The sequence below is a fragment of the Pseudomonas leptonychotis genome, assembly GCF_004920405.1.
Taxonomy (GTDB): Bacteria; Pseudomonadota; Gammaproteobacteria; order Pseudomonadales; family Pseudomonadaceae; genus Aquipseudomonas; species Aquipseudomonas leptonychotis.
In genome coordinates this window covers 161,777-181,290 of sequence record NZ_RFLV01000002.1, presented here as the reverse complement: position 1 = coordinate 181,290, position 19,514 = coordinate 161,777, and the positions used below count along the sequence as shown (strand labels likewise).

The following is a 19,514-nucleotide window of genomic DNA, read 5'->3' as shown; positions in this document are numbered from 1 at the left end:
CCTGAAATCGCATTTTTGAGTTTTGTGCGCGCTCGCACAGCGGCTGTCATGTTTACGTCAATTACCTTGGATAGGGTCAGGCACCCGTCGATTAATCCAAGGAGCCTGCATGAGCCACGATAATGACCACTCAGTACTGTTCGGCAATGGCGATGAATTGCCCAGCAATGCCTCCAGCAACCCGCATATCAATCAACTGATCGACGGCGTTGGCCGTCGGCAAGTGCTGGCCGCCGGGGCCGCGCTCGGTACCTTGGCGTTTCTCGGCAGTGTTATGCCCGGCGCTGCAGTGGCGGCAGAGCCCGCTGCCAAGGGTCTGGAAAAACTGCACTTTAAACCGCGCAGCAAACTGCCCTTCACGGCTATTGCGACCAACCGCTCAGACAGCATCAGTGTGCCGGCGGGTTACCGCGCGACACCCTTTATTCCCTGGGGTACGCCGATAACCGGTAACTACCCGGCTTACCTGAGCGATGGCAGCAACAGCGCCCAGGATCAGGCCGAACAATTAGGCATGCACCATGATGGCATGCACTTTTTTCCAATCGACGCGCAGCGCGGCGGCAAGAAAAGCGATCACGGATTGCTGGTACTCAACCACGAATACATTGATGCACCACTGCTGCACCCTGATGGCCCGACGCTGGTAGCCGGAAAACGCAGCAGCGCCGAGGAAGTACGCAAGGAAATCAACGCCCACGGCGTTTCAGTGGTGGAAGTACGCCGCGGCCTGAATGGCGAGTGGGCAGTGTTACCAAGCGCCAGAAATCGCCGCATTACCGGGGCTACACCCATGCAGATCAGCGGCCCGGCGCGCGGCCATGTGCTGCTGAAAACCCGTTACAGCCCGACAGGCACGGCAACACGCGGCACCCTGAACAATTGTTCCAACGGTTTTACCCCATGGGGTACCTACCTGACCTGCGAAGAAAATTGGGCCGGTTACTTTGCCAGCCGCGATGCTGACCTGCCGCGCGAATTAAACCGCTACGGCCTGCGTAGCAGCAGCCGCTACGGCTGGGATCACCTCAAGGGTGATGAGTTTGAGCGTTTCGATGCCACGCGTACCACCACCGCTGCCAGCGCGGACTATCGCAACGAGCCGAATCACTTTGGCTGGATTGTCGAAATTGATCCGTTCGCGCCAGAATCGGTGCCCGTCAAGCGCACGGCGCTCGGTCGCTTCGCCCACGAAGGCCTGGTGTTTGCCCCGGTAAAATCCGGTCGCCCAGTGGTGTGCTACTCCGGCGATGACTCGCAGAACGAGTACATCTATAAATACGTCAGCCGCGACAAGTACCGTCCCGGGCGCAGTAATGGCCGTTTGCTGGATGAAGGCACGCTGTATGTCGCGCGTTTCGATGCCAGCGGCAAGGGTGAATGGCTGGCGCTGGATATCAACGACAAGAAATTCCAGAAAGCTTGCATGGCCGCCGGGGTGAGTTTTGCCGACCAGGGCGAAGTGTTGATCAATACCCGTCTGGCCGCTGACGTAGTCGGTGCGACCAAGATGGACCGGCCGGAATGGGGGGCGGTCAATCCGGACAACGGCGAGGTGTATTTCACCCTGACCAACAACACTGCCCGGACCAGCGCCGATGCCGCCAACCCGCGCCCAGCTAACGCGTTCGGCCATATCATCCGTTGGCGTGAGCTGAGCAAGGATTACGCCGGCCGGCAGTTTGCCTGGAGCCTGTTTATGCTGGCCGGGCCTGAGACCGACAGCATCGGCCCGAATGGCAAACCGCTGACTGCCGATAACCGCCTGGCCAGCCCCGACGGGCTGTGGTTCGACGAAGAAGGCCGTCTGTGGATTCAGACCGACATGAGCGGCAGCCAACTGAGCAGTGGTCCCTTTGGCAACAACCAAATGTTGATTGCCGAGCCACGCACCGGTGAGCTGAAACGTTTTCTGGTGGGGCCTGTGGGCGCCGAGGTAACCGGCATCACCGCGACTCCGGACTTCCGCACGCTGTTCGTCAATATCCAGCACCCGGGCGAAGGCTCAACGGCGGCCAACCTGCTCAGCACCTGGCCCGATGGCCCCGCTCAGCGTCCGCGTTCGGCCACCGTGATCATCACCCGCGAAGACGGCCGTCGGCTGCTCTAACGGGCTGGCAACTATGTGACCAGCCAGCCCTGGCCGGTCACATTTCGCTGTGACAGACTCAAGCTCTTCCCTCTGCGCAAAGAGCATAAGCATGTCCAGCAACCGCTTGAGTCGTATCGTCGGCAAAATCCAACAACTGCCCAGTGCCCTGCAAAGCCCCGCACTGTCGCTGCTATTTGGCTCTCAGGTGAAATTCGCCGGCACCGCCAAGGTGCGCGTGCATACGCTGATCCAACAACAGGCGGTGATGAGCATCGCCAACAAGCGTCGCGTGCAAAACCACATCAAAGGCGTGCATGCCGCCGCCATGGCGTTGCTGGCTGAGTCCGCCACAGGCTTTCTGGTCGGCATGAACGTGCCGGATGACAAACTGCCGCTGATCAAAAGCCTCAAGGTCGACTACCTCAAGCGCGCCACCGGCAGCCTGCGTGCTGAAGCGAGCCTGACACCCGAGCAGATTCAAGCCATTCACACCCAGGAAAAAGGTGAAGTACTGGTTGCCGTAACAGTGACCGATGAAGCCGGGATCCAGCCGATCCAGTGCGAAATGCTCTGGGCCTGGGTGAGTAAAAAGCGCTGAGTGAATTAACTAACGGGGTGTAGAAAAAACAACCTGCTAAGCTGAAAACGCCGCACTGTGCGGCGTCATTCAGGAGATGGCCGGTGCAGAGAAAACCTCTTCTAATCGGTGCTGGGCTGGTAGTCATTGCCGCCTTCGGCACGCTGTACTGGCGCCTGCACAGCGAGCCGCAAGTGATTGCGCTGGCCAGCCAGACTGATAGCACCGCAAGCGTGCTCGCGGGTGATAACCCAGCAACACCGATGCCCAGTGAGGCGCAACTACAGGAACTGCTGCAAAACCCCGCCGTAAAAAACCAGGAGCAGCGCCTGGCATTCCATCAGGCTTACCGCAGCTTTGTGAGCGGCGCAGCCGAGCTGTCGCCCGCGCAACGCGAAAACCAGGCTCAGGCCTTACGTGAGCAAATCGAGACCTACGAGCAGCGCAACGAACTGGCCATGAGCGAGTCGCTGTTACTGCAATTGGGCTTGATTCAGCTCACCACCGGCGATGAGCAAGCGCAGAAGGAGCAAGCTGCTGCACTGGTCGCCCGCTACCAGGCGATCAGTGCCGAGCGCGAAGCCAAAGCCGCGACGCCCAGCGCCGAATTCCGCCGTTACAAGACTGATGAGAAACGCATCGTTGAGGAAGTCCTGGGCATGGACAGCTTTCCCGATGGCATGAGCCGCGATGAATACCTGCGCCAACGTCTGCAACAGGCGCGCGAGCAGCACTATCAATAACCCGACCTGAGCAGGCTGCTCAGGTCGGGTATCGCGTTACAGCAGTTGGTCGAGCGCGTAGTACAGCAGGTTGAAGGGTTTATTACGGTCGGCGGTGTCGCTTTGCTCGGAGGCATCGAGGACTGGGCCGCTGCCATTCATCACGTTATTAACGAAGTCATCCAGTTGCAGGTTTTGCTCCTGAATATCCGCGTTGGCAAACTCGATGATGCTGGTGCAATGACTTTCATTGACCGCGCGGTACTGCGGGAAGTAACCACCAACATTCGGTAAGTTGGCCAGTTCGTTACGCAACCTGCTGGTATCGACATTCCACTTAGCATGAATCAGCGCCTCTTTGGCCGCCTGATTAGGTGCATTGATGATCTCTGGGTAGAAGCGCTCGTAGGAGTAAGACGAGTAATTCAGATCCTTCCAGAAGTGCGTGTGGCCCATACGATCGCCCGCCAAATTGCTCGACAACGCGGGGTAGAGACTGCCGAGGTTATTCAGGTTAAGCCCTGGCAAACGCGACTGCAGGTAAGGCAATGGCCCAGCATCGAGCCCCCAGGCATTACGAATAAAGCCTTGCAGCGGTAAGGATGGATACGCCTCATTGCCGCCGCCACTGACTGCCGAGAACACCGGGCCGGAATCATTGATCAGGAAACTACGTGTGGGCGCGATGTCCTGCCGGGTCGGTGCGTAGTTGGTCAGGCTGCCAGCACCACCGGCGCTGCAACCGGTGGTCAGCATCTGTGTTGGGCGCGGCAGGTTGTCTTTCAGCCAGCCCACCACCGCACGCATATTGCGCAGACCGTTGTGGTGCCAGACCAAAGGTGCCTGCTGACTTTGTGGGTCCTCATACACCGCGACCTTGTCACCCGAATAGATATCACCCGTGCAATACGGCACATAGATCATGTTCCAATTCTGGGTTTTTACCCGCGTCCAGGGATGCAGGCGCACGACAAAGGGGCTGACCAGGCTTGATCCAGGATTGAGCAAACTCATGTAGTCATTGGGAATCCCGTCAGGGTTGCGCGCTCCGCGAATACCGCTTTGGCCTGTACAGCTGGCGTAGTCCCAACAGGCACCACCGCCTTCCAGATAAATGATGGTGTTGCGCGTATTAGGCACGCGATTGACGAAAAACTTGTACGGCGATCCGTTACCGCACACAGCACCGGTTTGCGGAGCCATTTGCACCGTTTGCCAGGCGTAGTAATTGGTCGGTTTAAAGCCGCTGTTGAAACCTGTGGGGTTCGCCAGCAGTGGGTACGGTCCAAGGCGCTGCGCCGGCGTGACCTTGCTATCCGCCGTCGGTGCCACTACCAGGTTGCTCAGGGTTTGCCAGAAATTGTAATCGCCCTGCTCGGCCTGCACTGGCATCGCCAGAGCAGAGACTATAAGCGGCGCGGCATAGCGCCGAAGTGTTATCGCAACAGACATGGTGAGTCCCTCATCTTGTTGTTATCGATGGGTTCACATACCCGAGCCGCTGTACGAATCTCTCCAGTTGTCACCCGAAACTAGCTCACTTCCTACTGGAGACTGCTCATACACCGCGCTGAAGCAGCAGTAACTGCGCGCACCCAAACGTATCGCCATCGCTCAAGGTTCAACCTGGCCTGGCGGTTTATGCACGCTAGTACAAGAAACTCCGGTAAACCACAGAACTGCATACCTATTGGATATAGCGCTGCGGTTTTTAAGCTGCTGTGGTTATCGTTGCGGCACGAAAGCGAATCTCTAGGCGCGAATACCCAGCGCAATAAAAAAGGGAAGCCGAGCTTCCCTTCCAATGTTGCTGCGCAGGTTTTAGATGCGGAACTGGCGCACCAATGCACCCAGTCGCTCACCCAAGCCAGCCAGGTTGCGTGCTGTTTGTGCACCCTGCTGGGTTTCGTCGGCCACGCTGTCCACTGCCACAGCGATCTTGTGCACGCTGCGGTTGATCTCCTCAGCCACAGCAGTTTGTTCCTCGGCAGCACTGGCGATTTGTGCGTTCATCGCGTTGATGGTGCCGATTAGTTGAGCAATTGCATCCAGTGAAGAGCCGGCGCGGTTGGCCTGCTCGCTGGTCACATCACCGGCATCGCTGGAACGACGCATAGAAGTCACTGCATCCTGCGTGCCCTTCTGCAAACGGTCGATCATGCCCTGGATTTCCTGGGTACTCTGCTGAGTGCGGCTGGCCAGCGCCCGGACCTCATCAGCCACCACGGCAAAGCCGCGCCCTGCTTCACCGGCCCGCGCTGCTTCGATGGCCGCGTTAAGGGCCAGCAGGTTGGTTTGATCGGCGATGGAGCGAATCACATCAAGCACACTAACAATCGATGACACGTCCTTCTGCAGCGTATCCAGCGACGCGCCACTGCTACGGATGTCCTGCACCAGGGTGTGAATACGCTCGATGCTGCCATCGACCACCTGCTTGGCGGCCTGGCCTTCGGTGTCGGTTTTCTGCGCCGCCTCTGCTGCGCCTTGGGCGCTTTGCGCAACTTCATGGGCAGCTGCCGACATTTCATTGATCGCAGTAGCGACCTGATCGGTTTCATGACGCTGACGCTCCATGGCCTCTTCCGAACGTTGAGCTTGCGTGGACACCTGGCCGACCAACTCGGTCAGCTGGCCGGTCATGTCGACGATCTGACTAACCAGACCATGAATTTTCTCGACAAAACGGTTGAAGGAGCCGGCCAGCTGGCCAAGCTCGTCATCGCCACTGATCGGCAAGCGGCGAGTCAGGTCGCCTTCACCGGCGGCGATGTCATCGAGGTTGTCCTTAATCTGCTGCAACGGGCGTAGGAAAGTATTGCTCAGCACTACGCCGACAATGCCGAAGACCAGCAGTAGCACAGCCGCAATCACCATGATGCTGGTGATGAGGGTGCTAATGCGCTCGTCGATTTCAACTTGTACCTGAACGATCTGCGCCTCGACGCCGTCGAGGTTGATCGCCGTGCCCAGGGCCATATCCCATTTCGGCAGGTAGTAGCTGTAAGCCATTTTCGGCACCAGCATCGAATCATTAGTCGGCAATGGCGAGCTGTAATTAACGTAGTAGCTGTTGTTCTTGGCGACGTTTACCAGCTCGCGGTTGATGTACACGCCATTTGGGTCGCGCCGGTCGGCCAGGCTTTTACCAACATCCACCGGGCTGTCGCCACGGAACAGGCGCACCACATTCGAGTCGTGGCCAAAGAAGTAGCCGTCCTTGCCGAACTTAATCTTCGACAAGATCGCAACAGCCTGCTCACGGCTGGCCATATCGCCTTGCGCAGCACTGTCATACAGGGTTTGCACCGAACCCAGGGCGATCTGCACGTAATGCTGCAACTCGTTGCGACTTTCCTGCAGTAAACGTTCGCGGGTTTCCTCGACTTCCTGGGCAGCCAAATTCTGCAGCACCTTGGCAGCGGCGCCACTGAGTACCAAGGCAAACAACACCACTGGAATCAGTGCCAACAGCACGACTTTGGATTTCAAGGTAAGACGCATTGGGCAGATCCTTGCTTAGCACTACAGCGAAATGAAAACGGGACTACCGGTATATCGGTAGCCCCGCTGAAAGGTTGAGTCGTCTGGCGTATCGCGTTGCTGACGAGCAATGCCACGGTCAAATCACCATAGCGGCTGCCCAACCGAATACCAGCAATGGCAGGTTGTAGTGCAGGAAGGTCGGTACCACGCTGTCCCATATATGGTTGTGCTGGCCGTCGACGTTAAGACCGGAGGTTGGCCCCAGGGTCGAGTCTGATGCAGGCGACCCCGCATCGCCCAACGCGCCGGCGGTGCCGACGATGCACAGAATGGCCAGGGGGCTAAAACCCAGTTGCATCCCCAGCGGCACAAATATCGCCGCGATAATCGGTACCGTAGAAAACGACGAACCAATGCCCATGGTCACCAGCAAACCAACCAGTAGCATCAGTAATGCGCCAAGGGCTTTGTCATGGCCAATCAACTCGGCGGCGCTATCGACCAGGGTTTTCACTTCGCCCGTGGCTTTCATTACTTCGGCAAAGCCTGCGGCGGCGATCATGATGAAGCCGATCATGGCCATCATTTTCATGCCTTCGGTAAATAGGCCGTCGGCTTCTTTCCAGCGCACCACGCCCGATACCGAGAAGATGATAAAACCGGCCAAAGCACCGATGATCATCGAGTCCAACCACAGCTGCACAACAAACGCCGCACCAATCGCCACGCCCGCCACCAGCAGGCTCAGCGGGTTGTAGGCCACATCCACGCGCTCAACCTGCTCGATCTTGCTCAGGTCGTACACGCGCTTCTTGCGATAGCTGAACAACACCGCCACCAGTAACCCACAGAGCATGCCCAGCGCCGGAATTGCCATGGCCTTGGTCACGTCCAGGCCAGTGGTGTCGACGCCACCACTGGCCACATTCGCCAGCAGGATGTCATTCAGGAAAATCCCGCCAAAGCCCACCGGCAAGAACATGTACGGCGTAATCAGGCCGAAGGTCAGCACGCAGGCAATCAACCGCCGATCAAGCTGTAGCTTGCTCAATACATACAGCAGCGGCGGCACCAGCAACGGGATGAACGCAATATGAATCGGCAAAATGTTTTGCGATGAAATCGCCACCACCAGCAACAGCGCAATCAACAGCCACTTGAGCAGGCCTGCACCTTTGGCGTCCTGTTTGCCGACCATGGCTAAGGCTTTATCAGCCAACGCATGGGCCAGGCCCGATTTGGCAATCGCCACCGCAAATGCACCCAGCAGCGCATAAGACAACGCCACCGTCGCGCCGCCACCCAGGCCTTTATTGAATGCAGCCAGCGAGCCTTCAATACCCAGGCCACCCAGCAGACCGCCGGCCAATGCACCGACTATCAAGGCCACCACCACATGCACACGGCACAAGCTGAGAATCAGCATGATCCCCACTGCCGCAACGACTGCGTTCATCAATTTACTCCCGCGATTTAATAGATCCGTGAAGGTTAAACCCCTCCCCGGAGACTGCGCCGGCTCGGCGAAGGGCGCGTACTCTGCACAATGCTGACCGACCTGTCAAAACACCTGTAAATTATTTTGTACAAGGCGTAACTAATTTCGACTACCCTGCGTTTTACAAGCTTCTGCTGGTCTGTAATTTGCTCTGCTTTACTTAGCCTGACACTTAAAGAAAAGCGCCCAAGCGCCGATAGGCGCTCTAAGCCTCTGCCATAAAAAGGTCCTGAAAAATGTTGTTCAGCCGACTCTCGATCCAGTTGAAGATCACCTTACTGGCAGGCCTGTGCTTGCTGGCGATTGTTGCCGTGCTGGTTTCGGCCTCTGTGATCCAGGCCTCGCGCAGTGCCAGCCTGGTTAAACAGGCCAGTTCGACCATGCTGCAAGAATCCGCACAACTGCGAATGTCGGCACGCGGCGAATCCCAGGCGCTGCAAATCCAGCGCTATTTCATGGACGCCTATCAGTACGGCCGCGGCGCAGCCACCCAAGTACTGTTTATTCGCGAGCAGGCGGAAAAACGTTTTCTTGACGCTTTCGACCTGCGTGAAGACCTGACCCGCCAGGTGCGTAGCGCGCTGGAAGCCAACCGCAGCTTGCTCGGTATTTATGTGGCATTCGAACCCAATGCGCTGGATGGTAAAGATGAACTGTTTGCCGACCAGGAAAACCTGGGTAGCAACAGCAATGGCCGCTTCTCGATTTACTGGTCACAAGGTAATAACGGCGAGCTCAGCTCCGAAGCCATGACCGAAGAAAACCTTAATGACACAACCCCAGGCATCAGCGGCGCACCTTATAACGCCTGGTATAGCTGCCCGTTGCAGCAGAAAAAAGTCTGCCTACTCGATCCCTATATCGACGAGGCCGACGGGGTGAAGACTCTGATGACCAGCATCGCGTTTCCGTTGATAAAGGACGACAAGGTGATTGGTGTGCTGGGTGTCGATATCAGCCTGGCCAGCCTGCAAGAACTCAGTAGCGCAGCCCATCAAGACCTGTTCGACGGTGCCGGGCATGTCAGCATCATCAGCCCTGCAGGCTTACTCGCCGGCCACAGCCGCGACAGTAGTTTGCTGGGCGGAAAACTGGAGAAAGCGTTCACAGACCAACACCGCGAAATACTCAACCTGGTGGCCAGTAACCGCCCGGAAACGCTGCACCATGAGGGTGCGCTACAAGTCTTGCAACCATTGCTACCGATCCCTGAGTCGAAACCTTGGGGCGTGTTGATGGAGGTGCCAGAGCAGGTCCTGCTAGCGCGCGCGACTCAGCTTGAAGCCAAAATGGATGAAATGGGTACGCGTAATACCGCCATGTCTCTGGGTTTGGGGCTGGCTGCTGGTGTGGTCGGTATTTTGCTGATTTGGCTAACGGCATTGGGCGTAACCCGGCCCATTCTGGGTGTGGCAGCCATGCTGAAAAACATCGCCAGCGGCGAAGGTGACCTGACCCGTCGCCTTGAATACGCCAAACAGGATGAACTGGGCGAATTGGCCAGCTGGTTCAATCGCTTTCTCGACAAGCTGCAACCGATCATCGCCGATGTAAAACGCAGCGTGCAGGACGCTCGCAGCACCGCAGACCAGTCGGCCCTGATCGCCAGCCAGACCAGCGATGGTATGCAACAGCAGTTCCGTGAAGTCGATCAGGTCGCCACAGCCTTCCAAGAGATGAGCGCCACCGCACAAGATGTTGCGCACAATGCCGCCCAGGCTGCTGAGGCCGCACGGACGGCTGACCAGGCCAGCCGCGAAGGCATGGACGTTATTGGCAAGACCACCTCAACCATCGAACTGTTGGCCAATGAAATGAACGTGGCCATGCAGGAAGTCGAAGGCCTGGCCAACAGCAGTGAAAAAATTGGCTCGGTGCTCGAAGTGATCCGCTCAATTGCCGAGCAAACCAATTTACTCGCACTCAACGCTGCGATTGAAGCCGCACGCGCCGGTGAAGCCGGGCGTGGCTTTGCCGTGGTGGCCGATGAAGTACGCAACCTGGCCAAACGCACCCAGGACTCGGTCGAAGAAATTCGCCAGGTGATTGAAGGCCTGCAAAGCGGCACCAAAGAAGTGGTCAGCACCATGCACAGCAGCCATCGCCAGGCTCAGGGCAGCGTCGATCAAGTGGAACAGGCAGTGGCTGTGCTGCAACGCATTAGCCAAGCCGTCAGCGTGATTACTGACATGAACCTGCAGATCGCCAGTGCCGCCGAAGAACAGAGCTCGGTGGCTGAAGAAATCAACCGCAACGTGGCTTCAATCCGTGATGTGACGGAGTCGATTTCGGGCCAGGCCGACGAGTCCGCAAAAATAAGTCAGGGCTTAAACAAACTGGCCAATCACCAGCAAAGCCTGATGGATCAGTTCCGCGTTTAAACCTTCTTCAGCCTGAGCGTGGCTCTATCGGCCCCCTCTTCTGGCGGCTGTTTCCTTGTGACGCAGGCTAGCAACCGCTAGCCTGCGTTTTTCTGTTTTAAAGAGGTGCACGATGCTTAATATCACGCTGGTAGCCGGCTCCGGCCGTACCAATAGCCAATCAGGCAAAGTCGCTCGCTTCTTGCGCCAACGCCTGATTCAGCTGGGGCATACCGATGATGCGCAAAGTAACGTGATTGACCTGGGGCTTGCTCCGCTTCCGCTCTGGCCTGCTGAAGATGCTGGCCCGTGGGGGCTGTACAGCAAGCAATTAGCGGACGCCGATGCTGTGGTGATCATTTCTCCGGAGTGGAATGGCATGGCCTGCCCGGCGATCAAGAACTTCTTTATCTACGCCAGCAAGGCTGAGCTGGCGCACAAGCCAGGGCTGCTGGTGGGGGTTTCGTCGGGGGTCGGCGGCGCTTACCCGATCAGCGAGTTGCGCGCCTCCAGCTACAAGAACTGTCGCCTTTGCTACCTGCCTGAACACTTGATTGTGCGTAACGTCGAGAAGGTGCTGAACACGCCAACGCCGAGCAGCGAAGACGACCAGCGCCTGCATGCGCGCATCGATTATGAGTTGGATATTCTGGCCAAGTACGCACACGCCCTGCTGCCGGTACGTGCCACCATCGACATGAGTAACCCGGCTTTTGCCAACGGCATGTAAGCGTTGCGGTGAGCGCACTGACTGAGCTCAGGTGCGCTTCCCGGGTAACACGAGCGTGACGCGCAGCCCACCCAACGGACTTTCGTCCAGGCGCAACTGCCCAGCCCATGCCTCGACGATATCGCGCACGATACCCAGACCCAAACCATGACCCGCGACCTGCTCATCCAGCCGGCTGCCACGGCTGAGCACCTCGTCGCGCTGTGTGGCGGCGATACCTGGGCCATCATCTTCAATCAATAGTTGATAACCGCCAGCCTGCCGGCTGATGTGCAACTGCACTTGGCTGTCCGCCCACTTACAGGCGTTATCCAGCAGATTGCCGAGCAGCTCCAACAGGTCCTCACGGTCCCAGGGTAAGCGCAAACCCGGCTCGGCCTGCCAGTCCATCTGCAGGTGGTTGCCATGAATCATAGCCAAGGTTGCAAACAGCTCAGGAAGCTCGCTGGCGCAGTCAAAATGCGCGCCCGGTAGGGCTTCGCCAGCTAAGCGTGCACGGCCCAATTCACGCGCGATACGCTGTTCGATCTGTTGCAGCTGCCCATTTAAACTCTCACGTAATTGCGGCAACTGTTTAAGCTCTTCGCGGCTGGCCAGGCTGACCAGCACAGCCAAAGGCGTTTTCAATGCATGCCCCAGATTACCCAAGGCATTGCGTGAGCGTTTGAGGGTGTCTTCGGTATGCGTCAGCAGGTGATTGATCTGTGCCACCAGTGACTCCAACTCCTGCGGTACGTGCTGATCCAGCTGAGTTCGTTGGCCCTGCTGCAGCTGCATGATTTGCTGACGAGTCTGCTCCAGCGGCCGCAGTGCACGGCCAACGATCAGTCGTTGCAGCAACAGAATCAGCACGAGAGCGGCGACACCCAAGCCCAAGACAATTTTCTGCACCTGACGAAAGCTATTAAGCATCGGGGTGTAGTCACGTGCCACGTGAATCACGATCGGTTGGCCATAGCGCTGATAATCGGCGCGGTACACCAGCCACTGCTGGCCTTGCGGCCCATCACTCAGGGTGCTCTGCAACCCAGCCCGCTCGACCGGTTGCATTTCACGGTCCCAAAGCGAGCGTGAACGCCAGCTCTGCGCCGCCAGGTCGATGCGGAAATACAAGCCCGAATAAGGTCGTTTGAACGCCGCACTCAGGCGTCGTTCATCCAATTGCAAACCGTTGGGGCCACGCACCACCGCACCCAGCAACGTTTGCGTTTCATCCTGTAGGGTTGTCTGCAAATAACTGCGCAGGCTGCGATCAAACAACCAGAGGCTACTGTGCGCCAGCAGCAGCCCAATAATCAGCAGCACGCTGATCAGCCCCAAGCTCAAACGCCGCTGAATCGATCTCAAGCAGCATCCCCACTGAAGCGATAACCCTGGCCACGCCGGGTTTCAATGATCTCGCGACCCAGTTTGCGCCGCAGGTGGTTGACGTGCACTTCAATCACATTCGAATCGCGCTCACTTTCACCGTCATACAGGTGTTCCGCCAGGTGACTCTTGGACAGTAACTGCCCGGCATGCAGCATGAAGTAGCGCAGCAGGCGAAACTCGGCAGCCGTCAGTTGCACCTCTTCATCCTGGCGTTTAACGGTTTGCCGGCTTTCGTCCAGCTGCAAACCTGCCGCCTCCAGCTGCGGTTGGTTGGCCAGACCGCGGGCGCGGCGCAACAGTGATTGGATACGCAGCTGCAGCTCTTCCGGGTGAAACGGTTTGCTCAGGTAATCCTCCGCTCCGGCTTTAAGCCCCTCTATGCGCTCGGCCCACGAGCTACGCGCGGTGAGGATCAAGACCGGTGTCGCAAGACCGCCGGCGCGCCATTCCTGCAGCACTTGCAATCCGGGTTTGCCAGGCAAGCCAAGGTCGAGAATGATCAGGTCATAGGGCTCGGTGGCACCTTGGTAAGCAGCGTCCCGGCCATCGGCTAGCCAATCAACGGCATAACCTTGGCGGGTTAAGCTGGCCAGCAGTTCGTCGGCCAGCGGTACATGGTCTTCAACCAGCAGTAGGCGCATCTCAGTCTTCAACCTCATCTTTGAGCACTTCGCCGGTGCTGGCGCGCAGCTCTAGCTCGCGCACAATGCCTTGCTCGGTGACCAGTTCAACTTCGTAAACCAATACGCCGTCCTCTTCTTCCAGCTCAACTTCCAGTAAAACGGCGCCGGGATGGCTCTGCATGGCCATCTGCAGCAACTGTTCGAGTGGCAGGATCTGACCCTCGCGACGCAGCCGTAATGCTTCATCCTGATCCAGGTCACGCGCGCTGCTGCTAAGCGGCAGCGTTAGTAGCAGGCAGGCCAGGAGCGCGCGGGGAAGCCAAGCAGTGGTGTTCATTAATCGTCTCGCTGGTTTTTCAGCACTTGTGCGTTAGTGGCATCCAGCTCGACGTCCCACTGCACGCCCTGGGCGTCGCGCACTTCGATCTGGTAAACGTAGCGGCCGTACTCTTCCTCCAGCTCGGTGTCTTCAGCCTTACTGCCTGGGTGCAGCGCCAGGGCAGCCGCGTTGAGTTTTTCAAAGGACTCAATGGTCCCCGTGTCACGCAGCTTGAGGGCTTCATCCGGCCCTATGTCACGGGCGTGTGCGATTCCAGCCGTCAGCGTCAAAGCAGCAGTGGCAAAAACAGCAGTCAATGAATTCATCTTCAAACTCCTTATGGCGTTGGCTTTCAACGAAGTCCAGGTTACTCAACACGACTTAATTCAAGCTGAATGTGCTGTAGCCTTTTTTGCGCCGCCTGACGCTCTCAGGCATGCCTGCTCATTCATCTGCTGAAGTCGCTTGGCCTGGCAAGGCAGCGCTTTATAATCGCTGCCTTGCGCGATGGAGGCCAGCATGAGTGCGATATTAATCAAGTCCCCTGCTTTGACAATCAAGGCCGGTAAACGCGCCCTCGCGCGGATTCGCGAGCACGGCCTGCAGCCGGCGGACGTGGGCATTTTGCCTGGTGCGGCAGGCGGTCCAAAGGCCTTGGGTATTCAAGGACTGGATCTGGCGCTGTTCGGCGATTGGTTGCAGCGAGCACCGCGTGAGCGCTCGCTGATAGGCGCCTCCATCGGCTCCTGGCGTTTCGCCAGCGCCTGTTTGCCGGATGCCGCCGCTGGCATTCGTCGGCTTGGCGAGCTGTATACCTCGCAGCGTTTTGCCAAAGGCGTGAGCATGGCGCAGGTGTCGAGCAGCTGCAGCCTGATGCTCGAACAACTGCTGGGGGACGATGAAGCCAGCATCCTCAGCAACCCGCATTACCGCTTGAATATCGTTGTGGTGAAAAGCCATGGCCTGCTCCAGCACGACCATCGCGGCGCACTCGGCCTGGGCCTGTCTTCGGTGATTGGCAGCAACCTGCTGGGCCGCCAACGCCTGGCCAAGCATTTCGAACGGGTAATTCTGCACGACGCCCGTCTGGTTCCGCCGCTGGGCGCACTCAGCGACTTTCCCTCGCGCTACCTGCAGCTCGATAGCAGCAATCTGCGCCATGCATTATTGGCCTCAGGCTCCATCCCGATGATCATGCAGGGGGTGCGCGATATTCCCGGTGCCGGGCCTGGCACCTACCGCGATGGCGGCCTGCTCGACTATCACCTCGACCTGCCCTACAGCGGTGAGGACATCGTGCTCTACCCGCACTTCACCGATAAGGTCATCCCGGGCTGGTTCGACAAAGGCATGCCCTGGCGCCGTGGCGACGGTGGCCGCTTGCAGGATGTGCTGTTATTGGCGCCGTCACGCGACTACCTGGCGCGTCTACCGCATGGCAAACTTCCCGACCGCAAAGACTTCAGCCGTTACCTGGGTGATGATGTCGGCCGCGAACGGTATTGGCGCACCGCCATGAGCGAGAGTCAGCGCCTTGGCGATGAGTTTCTCGAACTGGTCGATAGCGGTCGCCTCAGTGAGCGCGTGCAGGCACTTTGATACACCGTGGCGTAGGCATGCCAGCCACGCCGACATGACCTAAGGATGGGCAGGATGAAACTCGCAGTCGCCATTATTCACGGCATCGGCACACAACCCGACCTGCGCGATGATGATGGGCAACACGCCTTCGCCCAGACCCTGATTGCCGGGCTGCGCCAACGTCTCGGCAGCGACGCCAACCAGGTGGCCTTTCAAAGCCTGTATTGGGCCAGCGTATTGGACAAGCGCCAGCTGGCCTATCTCGACAAATTGAACGATCAACCCGTTCGCTGGCGTTGGCTAAGGCGCATCGTTACGCTGTTTCTCGGTGATGCCAGCGGCTATCGCAAGGTCAGCCAGGCCTACGACACCACCTACGAAGAAGTTCACCAGTGCTTACGCAGCGGCCTCAACGCCCTGCGCGCCAAGGTTGATGCTGACACGCCGCTGGTGGTGTTGGCGCACTCACTGGGCGGGCATATTTTTTCTAACTTCGTCTGGGATCAGCAGCGAATCAACAAGGCTGAAGAATGTCCGCTGGATCCATTTCTGGCCCTGGAAACCTTGAGCGGTCTGATTACCTTTGGCTGCAATATCCCGCTGTTTACCTTTGCCTATAGCCCGGTTGTGCCCATCCGTTTTCCTGGCCATTGCCTGACTCAAGCCGTAACCGAGCAGGCACGCTGGCTCAACCTCTATGCCCCCGCCGATCCACTGGGTTATCCGTTGCGGCCATTGCCCAACTACGCCGCCGTAGTCGCAGAAGACCGCGCCATGCCGGTAGGCCCCTGGCACAAGCGGCATACCCCGCTAAGCCACCTGATGTATTGGGATGACCGTGGTTTTCAGCGCTATGTCGCCGCTTATCTGCATCAATTGCTAGCGGTCTGCAAAGGCTCAGGGAAGGCCTAACACCTCTCTTCCTCGCGCTGTTTCTCGGCTTACGCCATTAAAACTGTGATTTATCGGACAATTTCTTGCATTTCTTCGACAACATGTGACTTAACAGTCAGCTTCGTTCATCAACACTTATGACTGGCAAGCGTGAATCTACCGTTTGCCCCTTTGTGTATTTGGGATCACCTCGGAGAAACCGACCCCATGAACGCACCGCTGCGTTTTAACGAAGCTTTACTTATTGCTGACCGCGCCTTTCAACCGTTCCAATGCGTCGCCTGGGCCCCGCAAGATGGCACTGGCAACCTCAGCTTGAGTGTGATCGACCGTACCAGCACCCGCCTGCTCGGTCGCACTCAACTGTCCAGCAGCATCTACAGCGACCCGGCGCAATTTGCCGACGTGCTCAAGCAGTCCCGCGAGCAGCTCAGCCAGCAAGGTTTCACCCTGGAGCCATGGAGCATGCCGGAGTAATCGGCTGCTACCACAAGGGCTCTGAGCTGCCAATTGGCCCCTCTTGTCAGAGCCCTTCCTTCCATTGGCCACCAGGTGACGCCCTGAATGGCAATATCTGTGGGCTTATTGTCCTTGTTGCCAATTACTCGTTAAGCGCAGACTGCATCTATCGCTTATCGAGACGCTCCTATGGATGCCCCGCGAACCATCGCCTGCCTGCTTTATCCGCATGTCATGAGCCTGGACCTGACCGGCCCATTGCAGGTGTTTGCCTCTGCTAATGACGAACGCCAACGCCAGGGCTTGCCCGCCGCTTATCGCCTGCTCGTGCTCGGTCAGCAAGCTGGGCCGATGCCTACTTCAGCCGGCTTTCAACTGGTTGTCGAACAGGCCTGGAGTGCCATAGAGCCTGCATATATCGACACCTTGCTGATACCTGGCGGCCAAGGTGATAAGGCGCAGTGTCAGAACATTGAGCTGCTGGCTTGGCTACGTAGCGCGGCGCCGCAGATCAGGCGGCTTGGCTCGGTCTGTTCCGGCGCACTGATTCTCGCCGCCGCCGGCCTGCTCAATGGACGGCGTGCCACCACCCATTGGGCCGACCTCGATTGCCTGCGCCAGGAACATCCGCAGATTGAAATCAGCGGCGACTGCTTGCACACCTATGATCCGCAAGACCCTTGCGGCAATGGCCATATCTTTACGTCTGCGGGCGTAACCGCAGGGATTGATCTGGCGCTGGCCCTGGTCGAAGCCGATCTCGGCCGGCCACTGGCGTTAGCCGTGGCCAAGCGCCTGGTGTTATTTCTGCGCCGCCCCGGCGGACAAGCGCAGTTCAGTGCGCTGCTGACCCCGGAACCGAGCCGAGTGCCGCGCCTGGCCAGCCTGTTGGAATGGATACCGCTGCACCTGCATGCAGACCTGTCGCTGGCGGCTCTGGCCACACAGGCCAATATGACGCCACGTACCCTGTCGCGGATTTTCAACCAGGAACTGGGCATGGGACCTGGCCGTTATGTTGAGATTGTGCGCCTTGAAGCGGCGCGTAATCTGCTGCAGAACGCCCAAGCCTCGATCAGCACTGTGGCCCGTTTGAGCGGCTTTAACCATCCGGAAAACCTGCGCCGCACCTTTCACAAACATCTCGGCATCAGCCCTCAGGAATATGCCGAACGCTTTGCCTGAACACCTCACCCAAGGAGCTTGCCATGCTGGAATTACGGGCCAATTGCGAATGCTGTAACCGGGATCTTCCGGCCGACAGCCAGGACGCGTTTATCTGCTCCTATGAGTGCACGTTCTGCCGTGACTGCAGCGAGAACACATTGCACATCACGTGTCCAAACTGTGCCGGTGAGCTGCTGCAAAGACCGCGTCGTATGGCTGCCGACACTAAATAGAAAGCACTCCGCTGATCGATTTCAAACCGTCATGGTTGAAGTCGGCGAGGTTGCCGGCAAGCGTAATAGCAGGGTTCAGAGTGGGCATACCAGTCTCTCAATGCGAAATAACTGCCAATTGGCAGACCTATCTCAACGCCCGCACCCTTCTGCTACAGCAGGAAGTATTTCCGCAGTGATCTGAAGGTGTGACGTGACGGGCAGTATTTCCCGCTGAACAGCTACCGATGGCCCAGGCACCTTGCCAGCTCCACGACCCACCGGAGCTTGATCATGTTGATACGTAACCTGTCCTTCCTGCTGATCCTGGCCAGCGGCTTGAGCCATGCCATGAGCACAGAAAACCTGTCTGAAACCACCCTCAAAACCTATGGCCAGTCTCTCGCGGCGGCGGCCGGCAGCAGCCAATGGCAACAGCTTTGGCAACGCACCCGAGCTGCCGGATACTTCAATCAGGACGGCGCGCAAGCACGTTTTACCTTGCCCATGAAGCTGATCCCCGAGCTGGTCAGCAGCACCCTGCGCGACGCCCACAGCGTGCAGCCGGATAAAGGCACGCAAGCGTTATACCGCCGCGACTTTGCTCCCCGCGTAGTCGGCACTGAAGGTCCACAGGCCCTGACGGCGATCTGCCTAAACGTGGACTGGCGCAGCCTGCCCGAACACACACCGGCCACCGACAGTGGCCAGATGGGCAGTGTCAGCCTGCTGCTGGTACAACCTTGCCAGTAATCAATACCCTCGCAAAACTGCCCAGCTTCAGGCTGGGCAGTGTGCGTTCAGGACATGGCCTGAAACAGCAACTCTGCTTCCTGGCGCCGCCGGCTGGTGTAGCGGTCGCCAAAATTCAGCAGGTTGCTATGGGCGCCGTTCCAGTCGTGCGCCACCACCTGCTTCCAGAAGTTCGGCGTGCGTGAGGCTAGGTCACCGTATTGGAAAGCCACGGAGGCAATAACGGTCTGCATCTGCGCCGGTAACTGAGCAAAATCACCGCCACCGCATTTGCCATAACTGGCCGCCAAGCGATTGATAAAGGGCTCTTTGTAGGCCTCATCAATCTGCTCTGCTTGCGCCGCGGTGATACTCAGCGGCTGCGTGCTCAGTTGCGCCATCGCGGCGTGCCCAGTCAGGCCGAGGTAGGGACGCATGCGCTCAGCCAAGGTATCCGGCAGATCCAGCGCCTGCAAATCAGCCAGTTGACGTTGCCCGAGATCGAACCCAGTGGCGATGGTGACACCGCTGCGGCTATTACCTGCGTCAGGCACATAACCCTTGGTGGCCGAACCACCTTCCAAATGGGCGATAAAGCTGAAATCAATCGAGTAGTGAGACATGTGCAACCCTCCGTTGATGGGGACTGACAGTCGATCACCCGCAGCAACCCGATATCAGCTTGAAGCAT

The 19,514-nt window shown here is 58.2% G+C and carries 19 protein-coding genes and 2 pseudogenes; 12 read left to right on the top strand and 9 right to left on the bottom strand.

Annotated elements, in window-relative coordinates; translation table 11 throughout:
• Positions 1 to 109 precede the first annotated feature (109 nt).
• From D8779_RS11485 to D8779_RS11475, 3 genes are all read left to right on the top strand, one after another.
• The gene (locus D8779_RS11485) at positions 110 to 2,110 is read left to right on the top strand and encodes a PhoX family protein (protein ID WP_136664622.1); all 2,001 of its coding nucleotides are present in this window, start codon (positions 110 to 112) and stop codon (positions 2,108 to 2,110) included.
• Positions 2,111 to 2,201: 91 nt separating this feature from the next.
• Positions 2,202 to 2,690 (top strand): DUF4442 domain-containing protein, encoded by a 489-nt coding sequence (locus D8779_RS11480; RefSeq protein ID WP_136664621.1) that lies wholly within the window; start codon positions 2,202 to 2,204, stop codon positions 2,688 to 2,690.
• 83 nt (positions 2,691 to 2,773) lie between these two features.
• Positions 2,774 to 3,412, top strand: coding sequence for a hypothetical protein (locus tag D8779_RS11475; protein ID WP_136664620.1), 639 nt, complete (start codon positions 2,774 to 2,776; stop codon positions 3,410 to 3,412).
• Positions 3,413 to 3,448: 36 nt separating this feature from the next.
• Here the strand turns inward: D8779_RS11475 and D8779_RS11470 are convergent, their stop codons facing one another.
• From D8779_RS11470 to D8779_RS11460, 4 genes and pseudogenes are all read right to left on the bottom strand, one after another.
• The gene (locus D8779_RS11470; protein ID WP_136664619.1) at positions 3,449 to 4,843 is read right to left on the bottom strand and encodes a pectin acetylesterase-family hydrolase; all 1,395 of its coding nucleotides are present in this window, start codon (positions 4,841 to 4,843) and stop codon (positions 3,449 to 3,451) included.
• Between the two features lie 369 nt (positions 4,844 to 5,212).
• Entirely contained in the window at positions 5,213 to 5,917 is a 705-nt protein-coding gene (locus D8779_RS21095) for a methyl-accepting chemotaxis protein (protein ID WP_420875605.1), read from the bottom strand.
• Positions 5,918 to 6,118: 201 nt separating this feature from the next.
• Positions 6,119 to 6,895, bottom strand: a pseudogene (locus tag D8779_RS21090) (cache domain-containing protein); the annotation flags it as partial.
• A gap of 118 nt (positions 6,896 to 7,013) precedes the next feature.
• Positions 7,014 to 8,333, bottom strand: coding sequence for a Na+/H+ antiporter family protein (locus D8779_RS11460; protein WP_136664617.1), 1,320 nt, complete (start codon positions 8,331 to 8,333; stop codon positions 7,014 to 7,016).
• Positions 8,334 to 8,611: 278 nt separating this feature from the next.
• Between D8779_RS11460 and D8779_RS21085 the strand changes: the two are divergent.
• The 3 genes and pseudogenes from D8779_RS21085 to D8779_RS11450 form a co-directional block, all read left to right on the top strand.
• A pseudogene (locus tag D8779_RS21085) lies at positions 8,612 to 9,898 on the top strand (PDC sensor domain-containing protein); the annotation flags it as partial.
• A gap of 102 nt (positions 9,899 to 10,000) precedes the next feature.
• The gene (locus tag D8779_RS21080; protein WP_420875604.1) at positions 10,001 to 10,756 is read left to right on the top strand and encodes a methyl-accepting chemotaxis protein; all 756 of its coding nucleotides are present in this window, start codon (positions 10,001 to 10,003) and stop codon (positions 10,754 to 10,756) included.
• Positions 10,757 to 10,868: 112 nt separating this feature from the next.
• A complete protein-coding gene (locus D8779_RS11450; protein ID WP_136664615.1) occupies positions 10,869 to 11,465 on the top strand; it encodes an NADPH-dependent FMN reductase in 597 nt (198 codons plus the stop codon).
• A 27-nt stretch (positions 11,466 to 11,492) separates the two neighbouring features.
• On the opposite strand, the gene D8779_RS11445 is transcribed toward D8779_RS11450, so the two are convergent.
• The 4 genes from D8779_RS11445 to D8779_RS11430 are packed head-to-tail and all read right to left on the bottom strand — an operon-like array spanning position 11,493 to position 14,104.
• Positions 11,493 to 12,812, bottom strand: a complete 1,320-nt coding sequence (locus D8779_RS11445) for a sensor histidine kinase (protein ID WP_136664614.1) — start codon at positions 12,810 to 12,812, stop codon at positions 11,493 to 11,495.
• A complete protein-coding gene (locus tag D8779_RS11440; protein ID WP_136665148.1) occupies positions 12,809 to 13,477 on the bottom strand; it encodes a response regulator transcription factor in 669 nt (222 codons plus the stop codon). The genes D8779_RS11445 and D8779_RS11440 overlap by 4 nt, the downstream gene beginning before the upstream one ends.
• A 1-nt stretch (position 13,478) precedes the next feature.
• Complete coding sequence (locus D8779_RS11435) at positions 13,479 to 13,796, bottom strand: PepSY domain-containing protein (protein WP_136664613.1); 318 nt, start codon at positions 13,794 to 13,796, stop codon at positions 13,479 to 13,481.
• Entirely contained in the window at positions 13,796 to 14,104 is a 309-nt protein-coding gene (locus tag D8779_RS11430) for a PepSY domain-containing protein (protein ID WP_136664612.1), read from the bottom strand. Before D8779_RS11430 ends, D8779_RS11435 begins: the two co-directional genes overlap by 1 nt.
• A 193-nt stretch (positions 14,105 to 14,297) precedes the next feature.
• On the opposite strand from D8779_RS11430, the gene D8779_RS11425 reads away from it, so the two are divergent.
• From D8779_RS11425 to D8779_RS11400, 6 genes are all read left to right on the top strand, one after another.
• Positions 14,298 to 15,377 (top strand): patatin-like phospholipase family protein, encoded by a 1,080-nt coding sequence (locus tag D8779_RS11425; RefSeq protein WP_136664611.1) that lies wholly within the window; start codon positions 14,298 to 14,300, stop codon positions 15,375 to 15,377.
• Between the two features lie 54 nt (positions 15,378 to 15,431).
• Positions 15,432 to 16,271: a hypothetical protein gene (locus tag D8779_RS11420; protein ID WP_136664610.1), complete on the top strand. Its 840-nt coding sequence runs from the start codon at positions 15,432 to 15,434 to the stop codon at positions 16,269 to 16,271.
• A gap of 189 nt (positions 16,272 to 16,460) precedes the next feature.
• The gene (locus D8779_RS11415) at positions 16,461 to 16,730 is read left to right on the top strand and encodes a hypothetical protein (protein WP_136664609.1); all 270 of its coding nucleotides are present in this window, start codon (positions 16,461 to 16,463) and stop codon (positions 16,728 to 16,730) included.
• Between the two features lie 171 nt (positions 16,731 to 16,901).
• Positions 16,902 to 17,897 (top strand): GlxA family transcriptional regulator, encoded by a 996-nt coding sequence (locus D8779_RS11410; protein ID WP_136664608.1) that lies wholly within the window; start codon positions 16,902 to 16,904, stop codon positions 17,895 to 17,897.
• A gap of 23 nt (positions 17,898 to 17,920) precedes the next feature.
• The gene (locus D8779_RS11405; protein ID WP_136664607.1) at positions 17,921 to 18,112 is read left to right on the top strand and encodes a DUF1272 domain-containing protein; all 192 of its coding nucleotides are present in this window, start codon (positions 17,921 to 17,923) and stop codon (positions 18,110 to 18,112) included.
• A 273-nt stretch (positions 18,113 to 18,385) separates the two neighbouring features.
• Positions 18,386 to 18,844, top strand: a complete 459-nt coding sequence (locus D8779_RS11400; protein ID WP_136664606.1) for a hypothetical protein — start codon at positions 18,386 to 18,388, stop codon at positions 18,842 to 18,844.
• Positions 18,845 to 18,891: 47 nt separating this feature from the next.
• Here D8779_RS11400 and D8779_RS11395 read toward each other — a convergent pair whose 3' ends face one another.
• Positions 18,892 to 19,446 (bottom strand): pesticin C-terminus-like muramidase, encoded by a 555-nt coding sequence (locus D8779_RS11395; protein ID WP_136664605.1) that lies wholly within the window; start codon positions 19,444 to 19,446, stop codon positions 18,892 to 18,894.
• Between the last annotated feature and the right edge of the window lie 68 nt (positions 19,447 to 19,514).